Source organism: Pseudoroseomonas cervicalis (assembly GCF_030818485.1).
In the GTDB taxonomy this organism is placed as follows: Bacteria; Pseudomonadota; Alphaproteobacteria; order Acetobacterales; family Acetobacteraceae; genus Pseudoroseomonas; species Pseudoroseomonas cervicalis_A.
On sequence record NZ_JAUTAJ010000002.1, the window covers coordinates 233,289 to 248,198 of the forward strand.

The following is a 14,910-nucleotide window of genomic DNA, read 5'->3' on the forward strand; positions in this document are numbered from 1 at the left end:
GCCGTGGCGGCGATCCGGGCGGCGTCAGCCGGCGGCGGCCACCGCCCCTGTCTCCGTCTCCGGCTCCGGCAGCGCGCCGGGGAAGGCCACGGCCAGCGAGCGCAGCGCATGCCGGCGCATCAGCGCCTCGGCCTGCGGCGCATCGCCGGCGGCGACGGCCTCCAGGATCGCGGCGTGCTCGGCCAGCGCCAGGCGCGGCTGGTCGTCATCGGCGGCCAGGACGCGGGCGCGGCCGATATGGTCGTAGGCGCGCAGCGCCTGCAGGCCGCGCAGCAGGAAGGCATTGTCGCTGACCGCCAGCAGCGCGGTGTGGAAGGCCTCATTGGCCAGGCGCAGCGCGGCGCCGTCGCGCGCCTCGGTCGCCGTGCGCATCGCCGCCAGGCGCTGGCGCAGCCGGTCGATATCCTCGGGCGTCGCATGCTCGGCGGCGAAGCCGGCGGCCACGCCTTCCAGCGCGGCGCGGATGCGGCCCATCTCCACCAGCCGGGCGCGCGGCTGGCACAGCACGACGGAGCCGCTGCGCGGCCGCGTCTCCACCAGCCCTTCGGCCTCCAGCCGCTGCATCGCCTCGCGCACCGGCTGGGCGGAGACGCCGAGGGCGGCGGCCAGGCCGCGCTCCGACAGCCGCCCGCCCGGCGCCAGCACGCCGGCGACGATGGCGTCGCGCAGCACCGCATGCACCCGTTCCGCCAGCGGGCGGGCATCCTCGGGCAGCGGCGGCAAATCGGGGCTGAGCAGCATGGCCATGGCAACTGCAATATCAGTGGCGAACCACCCTGGCAAGAACTGCAATAGCAGTCCGGCGGGGTGCCTCAGGTCGGCAGGCCGATCCGCCCCAGCCCCGGCAGCTTCACCGCCGGGCGCCGCAGGTCGAAGCCGGCGACGGCGCCGAGGATGCTCAGCTCCACCCCCTCGACCCAGGCCAGGGTCAGCCCGCCATAACCGCCGAAATTCAGCCGCAGCCCGGTGCCGGAGGGCGTGGCGCGCAGCCAGCGCCCATCATAGGGGAAATCCTTGCCGATGGCGGTGGGCGGCAGGGCCAGCTGCACCTCCGGCAGCCCGTCCAGCACGGCGGCGACGAAGGTGTTGGAATTGGGCCCCGGCCAGGCGCGGTAATCGCCGCGATTGCGGAAGGCATAGGCCTCGATCGCCTGCCGCACCCGCGGGATCATCGCCTCGGCCGCCGCGCCATCGGCGGCATAGACCACCTCCGGCAGGGCGCCGAACCAGCGGCCATCCGGCTCGAACCCGTTCATGCGGATGGGCTCGCCCCAGGCGGTGTAGTCGTAGCGGGTGTAGCGGGCGCCGCCCTCCTCCTTGAAGACCACCCAGCAATGCACGGCGAAGATGCCGCGCCAGCGCACCGTCTGCGCGGCCAGCACCCGCAGCACGGCCGGGCGATGCGTCGCCGGGTCGGGCAGCAGCCCGGCGCTGGAACGGTCGGCGGTCTGCCAGCCGGCGCCCTGGCCGCTGGCGGCATAGAGCCCGGCGGCAATGCCGAGGGGCAGCAGGTAGAGCAGCGCGAAGCCGGCGGCGAGGTATTTCAGGACAGCCATCATGTCCTGTCAGATGACGGCGCGGCGGCCGCAGACAAGCCTCGGCCCGCTCGGTCCCCTCAATCCGCCCCTTCAATCGGCGACAATGTTGGCGCGGCGGATCACCGGCTCCAGCAGCTGCCGCTCCTGCGCGATCATCGCCGCGAACTGGGCCGGGCTGCCGCCGCCGAGGATGGCGCCCTGCTCCGCCAGCCGCCCGCCGGTCTCCGGCTCGCGCAGCGCGGCGGTCACCAGGCCTGCCACCCGGTCGAGGATGGCGGCGGGCGTGCCGGCCGGCGCCGCCATGCCGAAGGCGGTGCCGAAGACGAAATCGGTGCCCTGCTCGCGCAGCGTCGGCAGGTCGGGCAGCTGCGCCAGGCGCTGCGCCGAGGCCGCACCCACCGCCCGCACCCCGCCGCCGCGGATCTGGCCCAGGATGTTCGGCACATTGTCGATCACCAGGTCGATCTGGCCCGAGACCAGGTCGACCACCGCCGGCGCCGCGCCGCGATAGGGCACGTGCTGGATGTCGACGCCCACGGTCTGCTTGAACAGCTCCAGCGCCAGATGCAGGCTGCTGCCCGCCCCGGCCGAGCCGGCCGTCAGCTGCCCCGGCGCCGCCTTCGCCGCGGCGATCACCTCGGCGACGCTTTTCCAGGGCCGGGCATTGGCCACGCACATCACCTTGGGCGTCTGCGCCAGCAGCACGATCGGCGCGAAGGCGGTCTGCGTGTCATAGGGCATGGCGCGATAGATGAACTGGTTCACCGCCAGCGGCCCCAGCGAGCTGGCCAGCAGCGTGTGCCCGTCCGGCGCCGCCTTGGCCACCACATCGGCGCCGATATTGCCGCCGGCCCCGGCGCGGTTCTCCACCACCACCGGCTGGCCCAGCTGCGCCGACAGCCGCTGCGACACGCTGCGCGCCAGCACATCCACCAGCCCGCCGGGCGGGAAGGGAACCACGATGCGCACCGGGCGCGTCGGCCAGTCCTGCGCGCGGGCAGGACCGGGACCCAGCAGAGAAAGAAACGGCGCGGCCAGCAGGGCACGGCGCGGGACGGAGGTTCTTGTCATTCGCTCACTCTCCCTGGTGCGGCTTCGGCCGCTTATCGTTTGCCGTGGGAGGGCGCCGCCCTCCCACACCCTCCCGCCGGGGGGACGGGGTCCCCCCGGACCCCGCCTTCGGTCAGGGCTCGAGGCCGGGCGGGAAGGGGTAGTGGCCGGGGGCGGTCTCGACGGTGATCCAGCGCAGCTCGGTGAACTCGGCGATGCCGGCACGGCCGCCGAACCGGCCATAGCCGCTGGCCTTGGTGCCGCCGAAGGGCATCTGCGCCTCGTCATGCACGGTCGGGCCGTTGATGTGGCAGATGCCGCTGTCGATCCGCGCCGCCAGCGCCAGGCCGCGCGCCACATCGCGCGTGAAGATCGCCGAGGACAGGCCGTATTCGCTGTCATTGGCGACGCGCACCGCCTCCTCCGCATCGCGCACGCGGATCATGGCGACGACGGGGCCGAAACTCTCCTCGGCATAGATCCGCATCGCCGGCGTCACCCGGTCCAGGATGGCGGGCGGCATGATGGTGCCGCGCCGCGCGCCGCCGCCATGCAGCACCGCGCCCTGGCCGACCGCGTCCTCCACCAGCGCATCCACCTTGGCCGCCGCCGCCTCATCCACCACCGAGCCGAGGAAGACCGGCCCGGACGGATCGCCCACCGGCAGCTTCGCCACGAAGGCCGAAAGGCGGCGGATGAACTCGTCGGCGACGCTGTCCACCACCACCAGCCGCTCGGTGGACATGCAGATCTGGCCCTGGTTCATGAAGGCGCCGAAGGCCGCCGCCTTCACCGCCTCCCCGAGATCGGCATCCTCCAGCACCAGCATCGGCGCCTTGCCGCCCAGCTCCAGCAGCACCGGCTTCAGATGCTGCGCCGCCAGCCCGGCGATGATGCGCCCGACCTTGGTGGAGCCGGTGAAGTTGACCCTGCGCACCGCCTTGTGGGCGATCAGCGCCTCCACCACCGAAGGCGCATCCTCGGCGCTGTGGGTGACGATGTTGACCACGCCCGGCGGCAGCCCGGCCTCGGTCAGCACCGCGCCGATCAGCCGGTGCGTGGCGGGGCAGGTCTCGCTGGCTTTCAGCACCACCGCATTGCCGCAGGCCAGCGGCAGGGCGATGGCGCGCACGCCAAGGATCACCGGCGCGTTCCACGGCGCCATGCCCAGCACCACCCCGACCGGCTGGCGCACCGACATCGCCAGGCAGCCGGGCTTGTCGGAGGGGATGACCTCCCCGGTCAGCTGCGTGGTCATCGCCGCCGCCTCGCGCAGCATGCCGGCGGCCAGCTGCACATTGAACCCGGCCCAGCCCGCCGTGGCGCCGATCTCCTCGGCCATCAGCCGGATGAAATCGGGGGCGCGGGCGGCCAGCGCATCGGCCGCCTTCAGCAGCAGCGCCCGCCGCGCATTGGGGCCGAGCGCCGCCCAGCCCGGCTGCGCCGCCGCGGCCGCATCGGCGGCTTCGCGCGCATCCTCGGGCCCGGCGGCGGCGGCGCGGCTGGCGACGCTGCCGCGCACCGGGTTGCGCCGCTCGAACACCGCGCCCGACCGGGCCTCCTGCCCTTCGCCGCCGATCAGCAGCGGAACATCCAGCATGGCTTTCTCCCTCAGGCCTTGTGGTAGAGCACCGGCACGGCGGCATCGACCAGCACCTCGACCAGCGCCGGCCCCTCCGAGGCCAGCGCCGCCGCCAGCGCGGCGTCGAGCTGCGCGGGCTCCGCCACGCGCTGCGCCTCGCAGCCCATGCTGCGGGCCAATGCGACGAAATCGATGCCCGGCAGCTCGATGCCCGGCACGCCGCGGATCTGCAGCACCTGGCTGAAGGAGCGCATGGCGCCGTAGCCGGCATTGTTGATGACGATGATGGTGAGCGGCAGCCGGTGCTGCACGGCGGTCCAGAGCGCCTGCGGCGAATACATCATCGAGCCGTCGCCGATCAGGCAGACCACCCGCTCGCCCGGCCGCCCCAGCGCCACGCCGACCGCCCCGGGCAGCCCATAGCCCAGCCCGCCGCTGGCCATGGTGAAGAAGCTGCCCCAGCGGTTGCGCGGCAGCTGCGCCTGCATCGCCGGGCGATGGGAGGGCGCTTCCTCCACCAGGATGGCGCCTTCCGGCATCGCCTGGTGCAGCCGGTGCAGCAGATACTCGGCCGGGATCGGGCTGGCCGGTGCGGGCGCCGCCGGGCGCGGCCGCGGGGCGGGCGGGGCGCGATCCGCCTGAGGCAGCAGCGCCGCCAGCGCCGGCAGGGCCAGCCGCAGGCTGCCGCGCACCGACAGCCCGGCCGGGGCGGAGGCGGCCGTCTCCCCATCCGCCGTGACATGCAGGATGGTGGTGCCGTCGCGGAACACCGAGGCCTCGCCCGGCACATGGAAGGTGAAGACCGGCGCGCCGAGCACCAGCACCACATCATGCCGCGCCAGCGCCGCCGACACCGCCTGCGGCGCGGCGGCCAGGAAGCCGGCGAACAGGGGATGTTCCTCGGGGAAGGCGATGCGGGCGGCGAAGGGGCTGGCCAGCACCGGGGCGCGCAGCCGCTCGGCCAGCGCCACCAAAGCCGGGCCGGCGCCTTCCTCATCCACCTCCGGCCCCACCACCAGCACCGGGTCGCGCGCGGCGGAGAGCGCCTGCGCCACCTCCTGCAGCAGCGCCGGATCGGGGGCGGTGTCGCGCGCCACGCGGCGCGGCGGCAGCGGCGCGCAGGGCGCGTTCCAGTCATCGGAGGGGATGGAGACGAAGCAGGGGCCGCAGGGCCGCTGCTCGGCCATGTGGAAGGCCTGGGCGATGGCGGCCGGCACATCCTCGGCCCGCGCCGGCTCCACGCTGAACTTCACATAGGGGCGCGGGAAGGACGCCGCATCACTGGCGCCCAGGAACGGGAAATTCGGCAGCAGGGCGCGCGCCTGCTGCCCGGCGGTGATCACCATCGGCGCCTGATTCTTCCAGGCGGTGAACAGATTGCCCAGCGCATGGCCGAGCCCCGCCGCCGAATGCAGGTTGACGAAGGCGGCCCGCCCGGTCGCCCGCGCATGGCCATCCGCCATGCCGACCACCGAGGCCTCCTGCAGCCCCAGCACGTAGCGGATGTCGTCCGGCCAGCGCTCCAGGAAACCCAGCTCGGTGGAGCCGGGATTGCCGAACACCGTGTCGATGCCCCGCTGCCGCAGCAGGTCGAGCACCGCCTGCCGCACCGTGACCGGGCCGCTCATGCGCCGAGCCCGATCACCAGCCGGCGCAAAATGGCCAGGAAGGCATCGCGGTTCTCGGGGCCCACCAGCGCGTCCAGCTGCGCATCATGAGCGGCCGCATGGGCCGCGAGGGTGGAGAGCGCCGCCTCGCCCGCCGGCGTCAGGGTCAGCGCGTAGCTGCGCCGGTCCTGTTCCTGGCGCTGCCGCTGGATCAGCCCGCGCTTCTCCAGATCGGCCAGGGCCGGGGTCAGGGTGGATTTGTCACGCCCCGCCGCGGCGCCGAGCGCCGTCTGCGACAGGCCGGGATTGGCGCCGATGATGGCCAGGATGGCGAAGCGGCCGGGGCGCAGCGCCGTGTCGCCGCTGCGCCGGGCGAAAGCCTGGAAGGAGGCCTCCTGCGCCAGGCGCAGCTGGAAGCCCAGCAGCCCGTCCAGCCCGCCCAGCTGCAGCCGCTCGGCCGGCGGGGTGGCGGCGGCCAGCACCGGGCGGCCGGGCAGGCCGCCCTGCGGGGCCAGGCTGGCGGGGGCAGCGGCGCGCCGGGGCGGCCGCGCGGCGGCGGGCTTGCTCACGATCGTCTCCTCCCTGCGCGCCGGCCTTGGGCTGGCCGGTCGCGCCTTGCGGCCGGGTGGACCCTCCCGGCGAATCGTAGGATATCCAACTTTCTGCGCGGCCCGCAAGCCGCCTGTTTGCCACCCCCCCGTTGCCACGCGGCGCGGCGCCGCCAGAATGCCGCCCTCGCACCGCCATGCCCGGGAGGCCCGATGCGCATCGCCCTGATCCACGCCCTGCGCCATTCGCCGCCGCCGGTGGAGGCCGCCTTCGCCCGGCTCTGGCCCGAGGCGCGGCTGATGAACCTGCTGGATGACAGCCTCTCGGCCGATCTGGCGCGGGAGGGGCGGCTGACCGAGGCGATGACCCGCCGCTTCCTGGCCCTGGCGCGCTATGCGGTGGGCACCGGGGCGCAGGGCATCCTGTTCACCTGCTCCGCCTTCGGCCCCTGCATCGAGGCGGTGCAGCGCGAGCTGGCGCCGCTGCCGGTGCTGAAGCCGAATGAGGCGATGATCGAGGAGGCGCTGGCCACCGCCGGCCCCAGCGGCAAGGTCGGTCTGCTGGCCAGCTTCGCGCCGACGCTTTCCTCCATGCCGCCGGAATTCCCCGCCGGGCTGCGCCTGGTGCCGAAGCTGGCCGAGGGCGCCCTGGCCGCGCTGGATGCCGGCGATGTCGCCGGGCATGACCGGCTGGCGCAGCGCGCGGCGCAGGATCTGGCGGGCTGCGACCTGATCGCCCTGGCGCAGTTCAGCCTGGCCTCGGCCGCGCCCGGCATCGCCGCGGCGACCGGCCGGAAGGTGCTGACCACCCCCGACAGCGCCGTGCGTAAGCTGCGCCGGCTGCTGCGCGGCGGAGACGCTGACGCCAGGGTTTGAGACGGGACGGCAGGACGTCCCCCGCCTTCCGGGCTAGGCTGATCGCATCCTGCAAGGAGCACCGCCATGGCCGCGCAGCCGCCCAACCCGCCCCCAGCCCCCGCCCGGCCGAAGCCGGACGGCCAGGCCGCGACGCCCGCCGCGGCCGCGCCGGCCGAGCTGAGCCCCGAACAGCTGGACGGCATCGCCGGCGGGCCGGTGCCGATCCGCTTCCTGTCCTGAGCGCCCGCCGCGCAGGGGATTCGTGGCTTTTCTGTCACAGTTCCGACGCGCGGCGCCCTGCGCGCAACATTGCCCCGGTTGGCGGGTTTCCATCGCGTGACAGCGGAGTGCGTGACCATGGGCCAAGCCGAACTCAGTGCCGGACAGCGGGGCAGGGGCTGGGTGCGCCCTTCGCCGGCCGAACGGGCGCTGGATGGCTGGCTGCGCGATGGGCTGCAGCGCCGCTACGGTGCGCCGCCGGAGGAGGAGACCCCGGCCGAGCTGCTGGACCTGCTGGATCGGGAGGCGCTGCGCCTGGGCGGCCCCTCCGGCCTGGCCAACTGAGAATCCTCTTCTATCTTCCTGATTCTGAAGTATTTTCCCTGCGTCAGGCCACGCGCATATCGCGCAGCAGCTCGCTCAGCGTCTGACTGAGCGCGGCGGAGCTGCCCGACAGATTGACCGCGGCGCTGTTCAGCCGGGAGGCACCATCCGCGCCCTCCCCGGCATCGCTGCGCAGGGCCTGCATCAGCTGCTCCACCCTCCGGTTGTTGGCGGCGGCCTGGGCGGCGCTGCGCGCGATCTCGCTGGTGGCGCCGCCCTGCTCCTGAACCGCGGCGGCAATGGCGGATGTCAATCCGCTGATATCGTTGATGACCTGGGCGATGCCGCGGATCGATTCCACCGCCTGCTGGGTGGCCTGCTGGGTCTGGGCGATCTGGCTGCTGATCTCCTCCGTGGCGCGGGCGGTCTGGCTGGCCAGGTTCTTCACCTCCGAGGCGACCACGGCGAAACCCTTGCCGGCCTCGCCGGCGCGGGCCGCCTCGATCGTCGCGTTCAGCGCCAGAAGGTTGGTCTGGCCGGCGATGCTGCTGATCAGCTGCACCACATCGCCGATGCGGCCGGCGCCTTCGGCCAGGGCCTGCACCACCCCATCGGTGCGGCGGGCATCCTGCACCGCGCGTTCCGTCATGCTGGTGGATTGGCTGAGGCGGCGGTTGATCTCGCTGATCGAGGCGGAGAGCTCCTCCGCCGCCGCGGCCATGGTCTGCACCCCGGCATTGGCCTCGGCCACCGCCTGCGCGGCCTGGTCGGCCTTCTGCGCCGAATGCTCGGAGGAGGCGGCGATCTGCCCGGCGGTCTGCAGGAATTCCCCGGTCGAGCTCTCGATCCCGGCGACGACGCCCTTCAGCCTGCCCTGGAAGGTCGCGGCCAGCTTGTCGAGACCCTTGCTGCGGGTGGCCTGCTCGGCCGCCGCATAGGTCTCCAGCAGCACCTCGAGATCGTACCAGGCGGCCTTCTGCAGGGCGATGCGGAAGCCGTGCCGGTTGTTGGAGGCCCTGCGCGACATGAAGCGGCCGCAGGGCTTGTCCAGGCCGAGGTCGCGCAGCACGCCGTTCAGCACGATGGAATGGCAGATGGTGACGGCATAGGCCGGCACGCCATGGTCATAGAGCGTCTGGGCCAGGGCGCGGGCGGATTCCATGAAGCCGTGGCCGATATTGCCGGCGGCGACCCGCTGCCAATGCGCCGTGCGCACCTGGTGCACCTCGGGGTCCATCAGCGCCGCCTGAATCTCCGGCCAATGGCCGAAGCGCGGATGCAGCTCGACCAGCAGCTGGGGTATGCGACGCTGCGCATACTCGGCGGCCCGGTCGCGCAGCATCTGCCACTCGTCCTCGGTGATGGCGAAGGCGTCGAAGCGCTTGAGCTGTGCCGGCTCGTGCGTGGCGGACATGGAACCTCCTCGGTTCCGGCCAGCATGCCATCGCAAGGATGAAGAGCCGGTAATCAGGGGCGCCGCGATGGCCGGCGTTTGACAGGGCGCGCCCGATCGTCAAGCTGTCCCCGTTCTGAGCCCCAGGAGCCCCGCCATGTCGCAGACCACCGACCGCCCGGAAGAGCCCGCGCTGCGCGACGGCTTCCGCCAGCACAGCTCGCATTGGGGGGTGTTCACCGCGCGCATGCGGCCCGAGGGGCTGGAGGTGCGGCCGCATCCGGGCGACCCGGACCCGAACGGGATTCTCGACAATTTCCCCGCCGCCCTGCGGCACGAGGCGCGCATCGCCCAGCCCATGGTTCGCCGCGGCTGGCTGGAGCGCGGCCCGGGCCCGGATGCGCGGCGCGGCCGGGACGAATTCGTCCCCGTCTCCTGGGAAAAGGCGCTGGACCTGCTGGCCGGGGAGCTGTCGCGGGTGCGCGACCAGCATGGCGCCGGCGCGGTGTTCGGCGGCTCCTATGGCTGGGCCAGCGCCGGGCGCTTCCACCATGCACAGAGCCAGGTGCACCGTTTCCTGAACACCGCGCTCGGCGGCTATGTGCGCTCGGTTAACAGCTACAGCTCGGGCGCGGCGACGGTGATCGTGCCGCATATCCTCGGCGACTATGAGGACCTGACCAAGCACAACGTCACCTGGGAGCAGATCGCCGAGCACAGCGACGTGGTGCTGGCCTTTGGCGGCATGGCGCTGAAGAACTCGATGGTGGCGGGGGGCGGCATCAGCCAGCATGTCGAGCGCGGCGCGATGGACCGCGCCCGCGCGCGCGGCTGCCGCTTCGTGCTGGTCGGGCCGCTGCGCAGCGACCTGCCGGAGGAGGCGGGGGCCGAATGGCTCAGCCTGCGCCCCAACACCGACACGGCGCTGATGCTGGCGCTGACCCACACGCTGGCGGCGGAGGGGCTGCATGACCGCGCCTTCCTCGACCGCTACACCACCGGCTGGGCGGTGTTCGAGGATTACCTGATGGGCCGCACCGACGGCCAGCCCAAGGACGCCGAATGGGCCGCCGGCATCACCGGCATGGCGGCGGCGGACATCCTGGCGCTGGCGCGCAGCCTGGCCGGCAAGCGGGTGCTGGTGGTGGTCGCCCATGCGCTGCAGCGCGCCGAGCATGGCGAGCAGCCGGTGTGGATGGGCATGACGCTGGCGGCGGCGCTCGGGCAGATCGGCCTGCCCGGCGGCGGCTATGGCTATGCGCTGGGCGCCATCGGCTATTACGGCCGGCGCTACAACGCCGTGCCGGTGCCGACCCTCTCCCAGGGCCGCAACAAGATCGCCGATTTCATCCCCGTGGCGCGCATTTCCGACATGCTGCTGAACCCGGGCGGCGCCTATCGCTACAATGGCCAGACGCGGCACTACCCGGACATCAAGCTGGTCTACTGGGCCGGCGGCAACCCGTTCCACCACCACCAGGACCTGAACCGCCTGCGCCAGGCCTTCGCCCGTATCGACACGCTGGTGGTGCATGAGCTGGCCTGGACCGCGACCGCCCGCCACGCCGATATCGTGCTGCCCTGCACCATGACGCTGGAGCGCGAGGATCTTGGCGCCAGCTCCAACGATCCGCTGCTGGTCGCCATGCACCGGCTGGCCGAGCCCTATGGCCAGGCGCGCGACGATTACGACATCTTCTCGGGTCTGGCCGAGCGGATGGGGGTGGGCGAGGCCTTCACCGAGGGGCGCAGCAGCCGGCAATGGCTGGAGCATCTCTATGAGCGCACCCGCGCGGCGCTGGAGGCGATCGGCGCCCCCGCTCCGGGCTTCGAGGAGTTCTGGCGGCAGGGCACGCTGAAGCTGCCGCAGGCCCCCGATGATGGCGGCAAGCTGCGCGCCTTCCGCGAGGATCCGGAGGCCAACCGCCTTTCCACCCCCTCCGGCCGGCTGGAGATCTATTCCGAGACGGTGGCCCGCTTCGGCGAGGCCGATTGCCCCGGCCACCCGGCCTGGCTGCCGCCCGAGGACGTGCCGCGCGCCGAGGCGCCGCTGGTGCTGGTGGCCAACCAGCCGGCGACGCGGCTGCACAGCCAGCTGGATTTCGGCGGCCATTCGCAGGAGTCCAAGCATCGCGGGCGGGAGGTGGCGCGCATGCACCCTGCCGACGCCGCCGCGCGCGGCATCCAGGATGGCGACGTCATCCGCCTGTTCAACGAGCGCGGCGCCTGCCTCGCCGGGGTGCGGCTGGATGAGGGCGTGCGCCAGGGCGTGGTGCAGCTGGCCACCGGCGCCTGGTACGACCCGGCGGATCCGGAGGAGGAAAAATCCCTCTGCGTCCACGGCAACCCGAATGTGCTGACGCGCGATGTCGGCACCTCGAACCTGGCGCAGGGCTGCACCGGGCAGCTCACCACCATCGAGGTCGAGCGCTTCGACGGCAATCTGCCGCCGATTCAGGCCTTCCGGCCGCCCCAGGCGGCCTGAGGGCATGGGGTATCCCGCCGCCGGGCAGCGCGGCCGCTTCATCGGCCGCGACACGGTGCTGTGCATGTCGCTGGCCGGGCGGCCGGGCAGCTTCGGCTCGCGCTTCCACAACCATCTCTATGAGCAGCTGGGGATGGATTGGGCCTACAAGGCCTTCACCACCGCCGATCTGCCGGCGGCGATCGCCGGGCTGCGCGCCTTCGGCATCCGCGGCTGCGCCGTGTCGATGCCGTTCAAGGAAGCCTGCATCCCGCTGCTGGATGGGCTGGCCCCGTCCGCGGCGGCGATCGGCTCGGTCAACACCATCGTCAATGATGATGGCGTGCTGACCGGGCACAACACCGACTACGCCGCCATCGCGCCGCTGCTGGCCAGGCATGGCGTGCCGCCCGGCACGCGCTTCGCCGCGCGCGGCAGCGGCGGCATGGGCAAGGCGGTGATCTCCGCGCTGCGCGACGCGGGCTTCCGCGATGGCACGGTGGTGGCGCGCAACGCGGCCGCCGGCCGCGCCCTGGCCGAGGCTTGCGGCTATCGCTGGAGCGCCGAGCCGGTGGCCGCGCCGCTGCTGGTCAACGTCACGCCCATCGGCATGGCGGGCGGGCCGGAGGCCGAGGCGCTGGCCTTCCCCGAGGCGATGATCGAGGCGGCCGAGGCGGTGTTCGACGTCGTCCACCTGCCGCCGGAGACGCCGCTGCTGCGCCGCGCCCGGGCGCTGGGCAAGGTGGTCATCACCGGGGTCGAGGTGGCGGTGCTGCAGGCGCTGGAACAGTTCGTGCTCTATACCGGCCAGCGCCCGACCGAGGCGCAGGTCGCCGCCGCCGCCGCCTATGCGCGGGGTGAGACCGAGCGCTGAGCGCGCGCGCGAGGACACGCCATGTCGGAATACACGGATTACTACGCGCTGCGCACTGACGATCCGGCATGGCTGCGCGACGCCCTGGTGGCCGCGGGGGCCGAGGCGGTGATCTTCGACACGGAGATCGAGACGCCGGCCCGCCCCGCCTGGTGCCCCGTCGCGCTGTTCGGCGATGATGCGGTGCTGGCGCGGCTCGGGCCCGCAATCCATATCCGGGTGGATGAGGACCAGCATGGCTGGCAGCTCAGCCTGCTGTCGGAGGAAGGCTATCGCAGCGTCACCTTCTTCGACCGGCCCTTCGGCCAGGATGGCCATGTGCCGGACGGTTTTCTGCCAGTGCCGCCGGCGCCGATCCCGCCGCAGGGCGAGGCTTTCCTCGCCCGATTCTTCGGACTGGACTGGGCGGTGCTGCGGCCGGTCCTGGTGCCGGGCGGCTTCGAGGCCTTCTGCGACGCCACCGGCCTGCCCTGCCTGATCCTGCTCGACCAGCACATCCGCATCCCGCCGCCGGGCGGGGCCGTGCTGGCCTCGGAACTCGGCTGAGGAGAGGGTCCGGGCCCGCACCGGCGCCGCCCCGCGCGCGATTGTCAGCGCCCCGCTGCTTGCCCCGTCTCGCCTGGCTGCTAGCCTCCGCCGCCTGACGCCAGAGGGAAAGCCCTGACCATCATGCCCGGCCCGGCCCATCACCGCCCCGCCCGCCCGACGCACCGCCCGGGGCGCGCCGCATGATCCAGGGCATGCAGATGGACTGCCCGCCCGGCTGGCAGGACCGGTCCATGCTGATCCTGAGCGCGGCGCAGCCCGGCGGCTCCGGCGTCACCCCCAACATGGTGGTCACCCAGGACCGGCTGCCGCCCGACCTGCCCGAAGCGCCGGAGGAGCGCATGGCGGCGCTGCTCGACCGCCAGGTGGCGCAGATGCGCGGCCAGCTGGCCAATTTCGCCGAAATCTCCCGCCGCATCCTGGCCGGCTCCCGCCGCCCGACCGCCGAGCTGCGCGTCGATTGGAGCTCGCCCCAGGCGCTGCTGACGCAATGGGTGACCTTCGTCGATGCCGGCGAGGGGCGGCTGCTGGTCGCCACCGGCACCGCCGGGCGCGCGGATTTCGCCGCGGCCGAGCCGGTGTTCCGGGAGATGCTGCGCAGCTTCCGGCTCGGCTGATGGCGGACGGGCTTCCCGCCGCCAGGGTGGGCGACCCGTTCGGGCACAGCGCCGCCATGACCGGCGTGCTGGTGGGGCTGGCCGTCGGCGCGCTGGTGGGGGTCGCCATCGTGGCGACGGGCGGGCTCGGCGCCATCGCCATCGGCGCGGCCATCGCCACCACCGGCGGTGCCGGCCTCGCCGGCCAGGCGATCGGCCAGACCATCGAAGGGCCGGTGACCGGCGCGCTGATGATCGGCTCACCCAGCGTGCTGGTGAATTCCCGCCCGGCCACCATGACGGTGCTGGCGAACGGGATCTGCGCGCAGGATTCCGGGCCGCCGCGGCTGGTCGCCACCGGCGCCGCCACGGTGCTGGTGCATGGCCAGCCCATGGCGCGTGTCTCCGAGCTGATGGATTGCTCGGCCACCATCCGCAAGGGCTCGCCCGATGTGCTGATCGGCGGCCCCAGCGTCGAGATCATCAAGCCCGAGCCGGAAGTGCCGACCTGGCTCAGCAACACCATGATGGCCATGGCGATCGGCGGCACGCTGATCGCGACCGGCGGCATCGCGGCCGGCTACGGGCTCGGCGCCGCGGTGGGCAGCCTGGTGGGCGGGGTGGGGGGCGGCTATCTCGGCGGCAAGGCCGGCGGCATGGCGGCGGCGGCGATGGGCTTCGGCGCCACCGGCCAGGCGGTGGGCGAGGTGGTGGGCGGTGTCTTCGGCGGCGCGCTGGGCGGCGGCTTCGGCTTCCGCGGCGGCCAGGCGGCGGGCAACCGCATCTGGACCAATCCGACGACGCGCACCGGCGTCATGCTGCGCCAGGGCACCAGCGGCGGCAATCCGGCCGCCGTGGCGGCGGTCAACCGCATGCCGCCGGATTTCCGCAGCGAATACGCCGCCGCCCGTGCCGCCAACTGGAAGAAGCCGAATGGCGACACCTGGTGGCCGCCGAATGATGGCGCGGTGGGCAAGCCGGTGCGCACCACCATCGACCCGACCACCTCCGGCCCGCCCACCACGGTGGACCGCTTCGGCGGCGAGCATGGCAGCTATCTCGGCAAGCCGGGCGATTCCTTCTCGGCCCGCGCCCTGCCGGGCGAGCCCTCCGGCCCGCCCAATGTCTACAAGATCGACAAGCCCACCCATGTGGAGCAGGCCGAGATCGCCCCCTGGTTCGACCAGCCCGGCGGCGGCACCCAGTACAAGCTGGTGCATCCGACCAATGCGACGACCGCCGATGGCAAGCCGGTGCCCTATTCGGTGAAGGACGCCAAGCGCGACGGCTATATGAGCGACGGACCCTGAG

The 14,910-nt window shown here is 73.1% G+C and carries 15 protein-coding genes; 8 read left to right on the top strand and 7 right to left on the bottom strand.

The features are described 5' to 3' along the window. Positions 1-24 precede the first annotated feature (24 nt). The 6 genes from QE401_RS01695 to QE401_RS01720 form a co-directional block, all read right to left on the bottom strand. Positions 25-747: a GntR family transcriptional regulator gene (locus QE401_RS01695; RefSeq protein ID WP_307136525.1), complete on the bottom strand. Its 723-nt coding sequence runs from the start codon at positions 745-747 to the stop codon at positions 25-27. Positions 748-812: 65 nt separating this feature from the next. Then, positions 813-1,556 carry a DUF3750 domain-containing protein gene (locus tag QE401_RS01700; RefSeq protein ID WP_307136526.1) on the bottom strand — a complete coding sequence of 248 codons (744 nt, stop codon included), beginning with the start codon at positions 1,554-1,556 and terminating at the stop codon, positions 813-815. A 72-nt stretch (positions 1,557-1,628) separates the two neighbouring features. Next, on the bottom strand, positions 1,629-2,609 hold the full coding sequence (locus QE401_RS01705) for a Bug family tripartite tricarboxylate transporter substrate binding protein (protein WP_307136527.1): 981 nt from the start codon (positions 2,607-2,609) through the stop codon (positions 1,629-1,631). A 112-nt stretch (positions 2,610-2,721) separates the two neighbouring features. Continuing rightward, positions 2,722-4,188, bottom strand: coding sequence for an aldehyde dehydrogenase (locus QE401_RS01710; protein ID WP_307136528.1), 1,467 nt, complete (start codon positions 4,186-4,188; stop codon positions 2,722-2,724). Positions 4,189-4,199: 11 nt separating this feature from the next. Then, on the bottom strand, positions 4,200-5,798 hold the full coding sequence (gene mdlC / locus QE401_RS01715; protein ID WP_307136529.1) for a benzoylformate decarboxylase: 1,599 nt from the start codon (positions 5,796-5,798) through the stop codon (positions 4,200-4,202). Beyond that, on the bottom strand, positions 5,795-6,346 hold the full coding sequence (locus tag QE401_RS01720) for a MarR family winged helix-turn-helix transcriptional regulator (RefSeq protein ID WP_307136530.1): 552 nt from the start codon (positions 6,344-6,346) through the stop codon (positions 5,795-5,797). The genes mdlC and QE401_RS01720 overlap by 4 nt, the downstream gene beginning before the upstream one ends. Before the next feature lie 192 nt (positions 6,347-6,538). Here QE401_RS01720 and QE401_RS01725 point away from each other — a divergent pair, with 192 nt between their 5' ends. From QE401_RS01725 to QE401_RS01735, 3 genes are all read left to right on the top strand, one after another. Further along, positions 6,539-7,201, top strand: coding sequence for an arylsulfatase (locus QE401_RS01725; RefSeq protein ID WP_307136531.1), 663 nt, complete (start codon positions 6,539-6,541; stop codon positions 7,199-7,201). A gap of 66 nt (positions 7,202-7,267) precedes the next feature. Further along, positions 7,268-7,423, top strand: coding sequence for a hypothetical protein (locus tag QE401_RS01730; RefSeq protein WP_307136532.1), 156 nt, complete (start codon positions 7,268-7,270; stop codon positions 7,421-7,423). Positions 7,424-7,585: 162 nt separating this feature from the next. After that, positions 7,586-7,747 carry a hypothetical protein gene (locus QE401_RS01735; RefSeq protein WP_307136533.1) on the top strand — a complete coding sequence of 54 codons (162 nt, stop codon included), beginning with the start codon at positions 7,586-7,588 and terminating at the stop codon, positions 7,745-7,747. 43 nt (positions 7,748-7,790) lie between these two features. Here QE401_RS01735 and QE401_RS01740 read toward each other — a convergent pair whose 3' ends face one another. After that, entirely contained in the window at positions 7,791-9,140 is a 1,350-nt protein-coding gene (locus tag QE401_RS01740) for a globin-coupled sensor protein (protein ID WP_307136534.1), read from the bottom strand. 136 nt (positions 9,141-9,276) lie between these two features. Between QE401_RS01740 and QE401_RS01745 the strand changes: the two genes are divergently transcribed. From QE401_RS01745 to QE401_RS01765, 5 genes are all read left to right on the top strand, one after another. After that, complete coding sequence (locus tag QE401_RS01745; protein WP_307136535.1) at positions 9,277-11,604, top strand: molybdopterin guanine dinucleotide-containing S/N-oxide reductase; 2,328 nt, start codon at positions 9,277-9,279, stop codon at positions 11,602-11,604. Positions 11,605-11,608: 4 nt separating this feature from the next. Beyond that, complete coding sequence (locus QE401_RS01750; RefSeq protein WP_307136536.1) at positions 11,609-12,457, top strand: shikimate 5-dehydrogenase; 849 nt, start codon at positions 11,609-11,611, stop codon at positions 12,455-12,457. Between the two features lie 21 nt (positions 12,458-12,478). Further along, complete coding sequence (locus QE401_RS01755) at positions 12,479-13,003, top strand: hypothetical protein (protein ID WP_307136537.1); 525 nt, start codon at positions 12,479-12,481, stop codon at positions 13,001-13,003. A 200-nt stretch (positions 13,004-13,203) separates the two neighbouring features. Then, positions 13,204-13,620 carry a DcrB-related protein gene (locus QE401_RS01760; RefSeq protein ID WP_307136741.1) on the top strand — a complete coding sequence of 139 codons (417 nt, stop codon included), beginning with the start codon at positions 13,204-13,206 and terminating at the stop codon, positions 13,618-13,620. Continuing rightward, positions 13,620-14,909, top strand: coding sequence for a glycohydrolase toxin TNT-related protein (locus tag QE401_RS01765; protein WP_307136538.1), 1,290 nt, complete (start codon positions 13,620-13,622; stop codon positions 14,907-14,909). Before QE401_RS01760 ends, QE401_RS01765 begins: the two co-directional genes overlap by 1 nt. Position 14,910 lies beyond the last annotated feature (1 nt).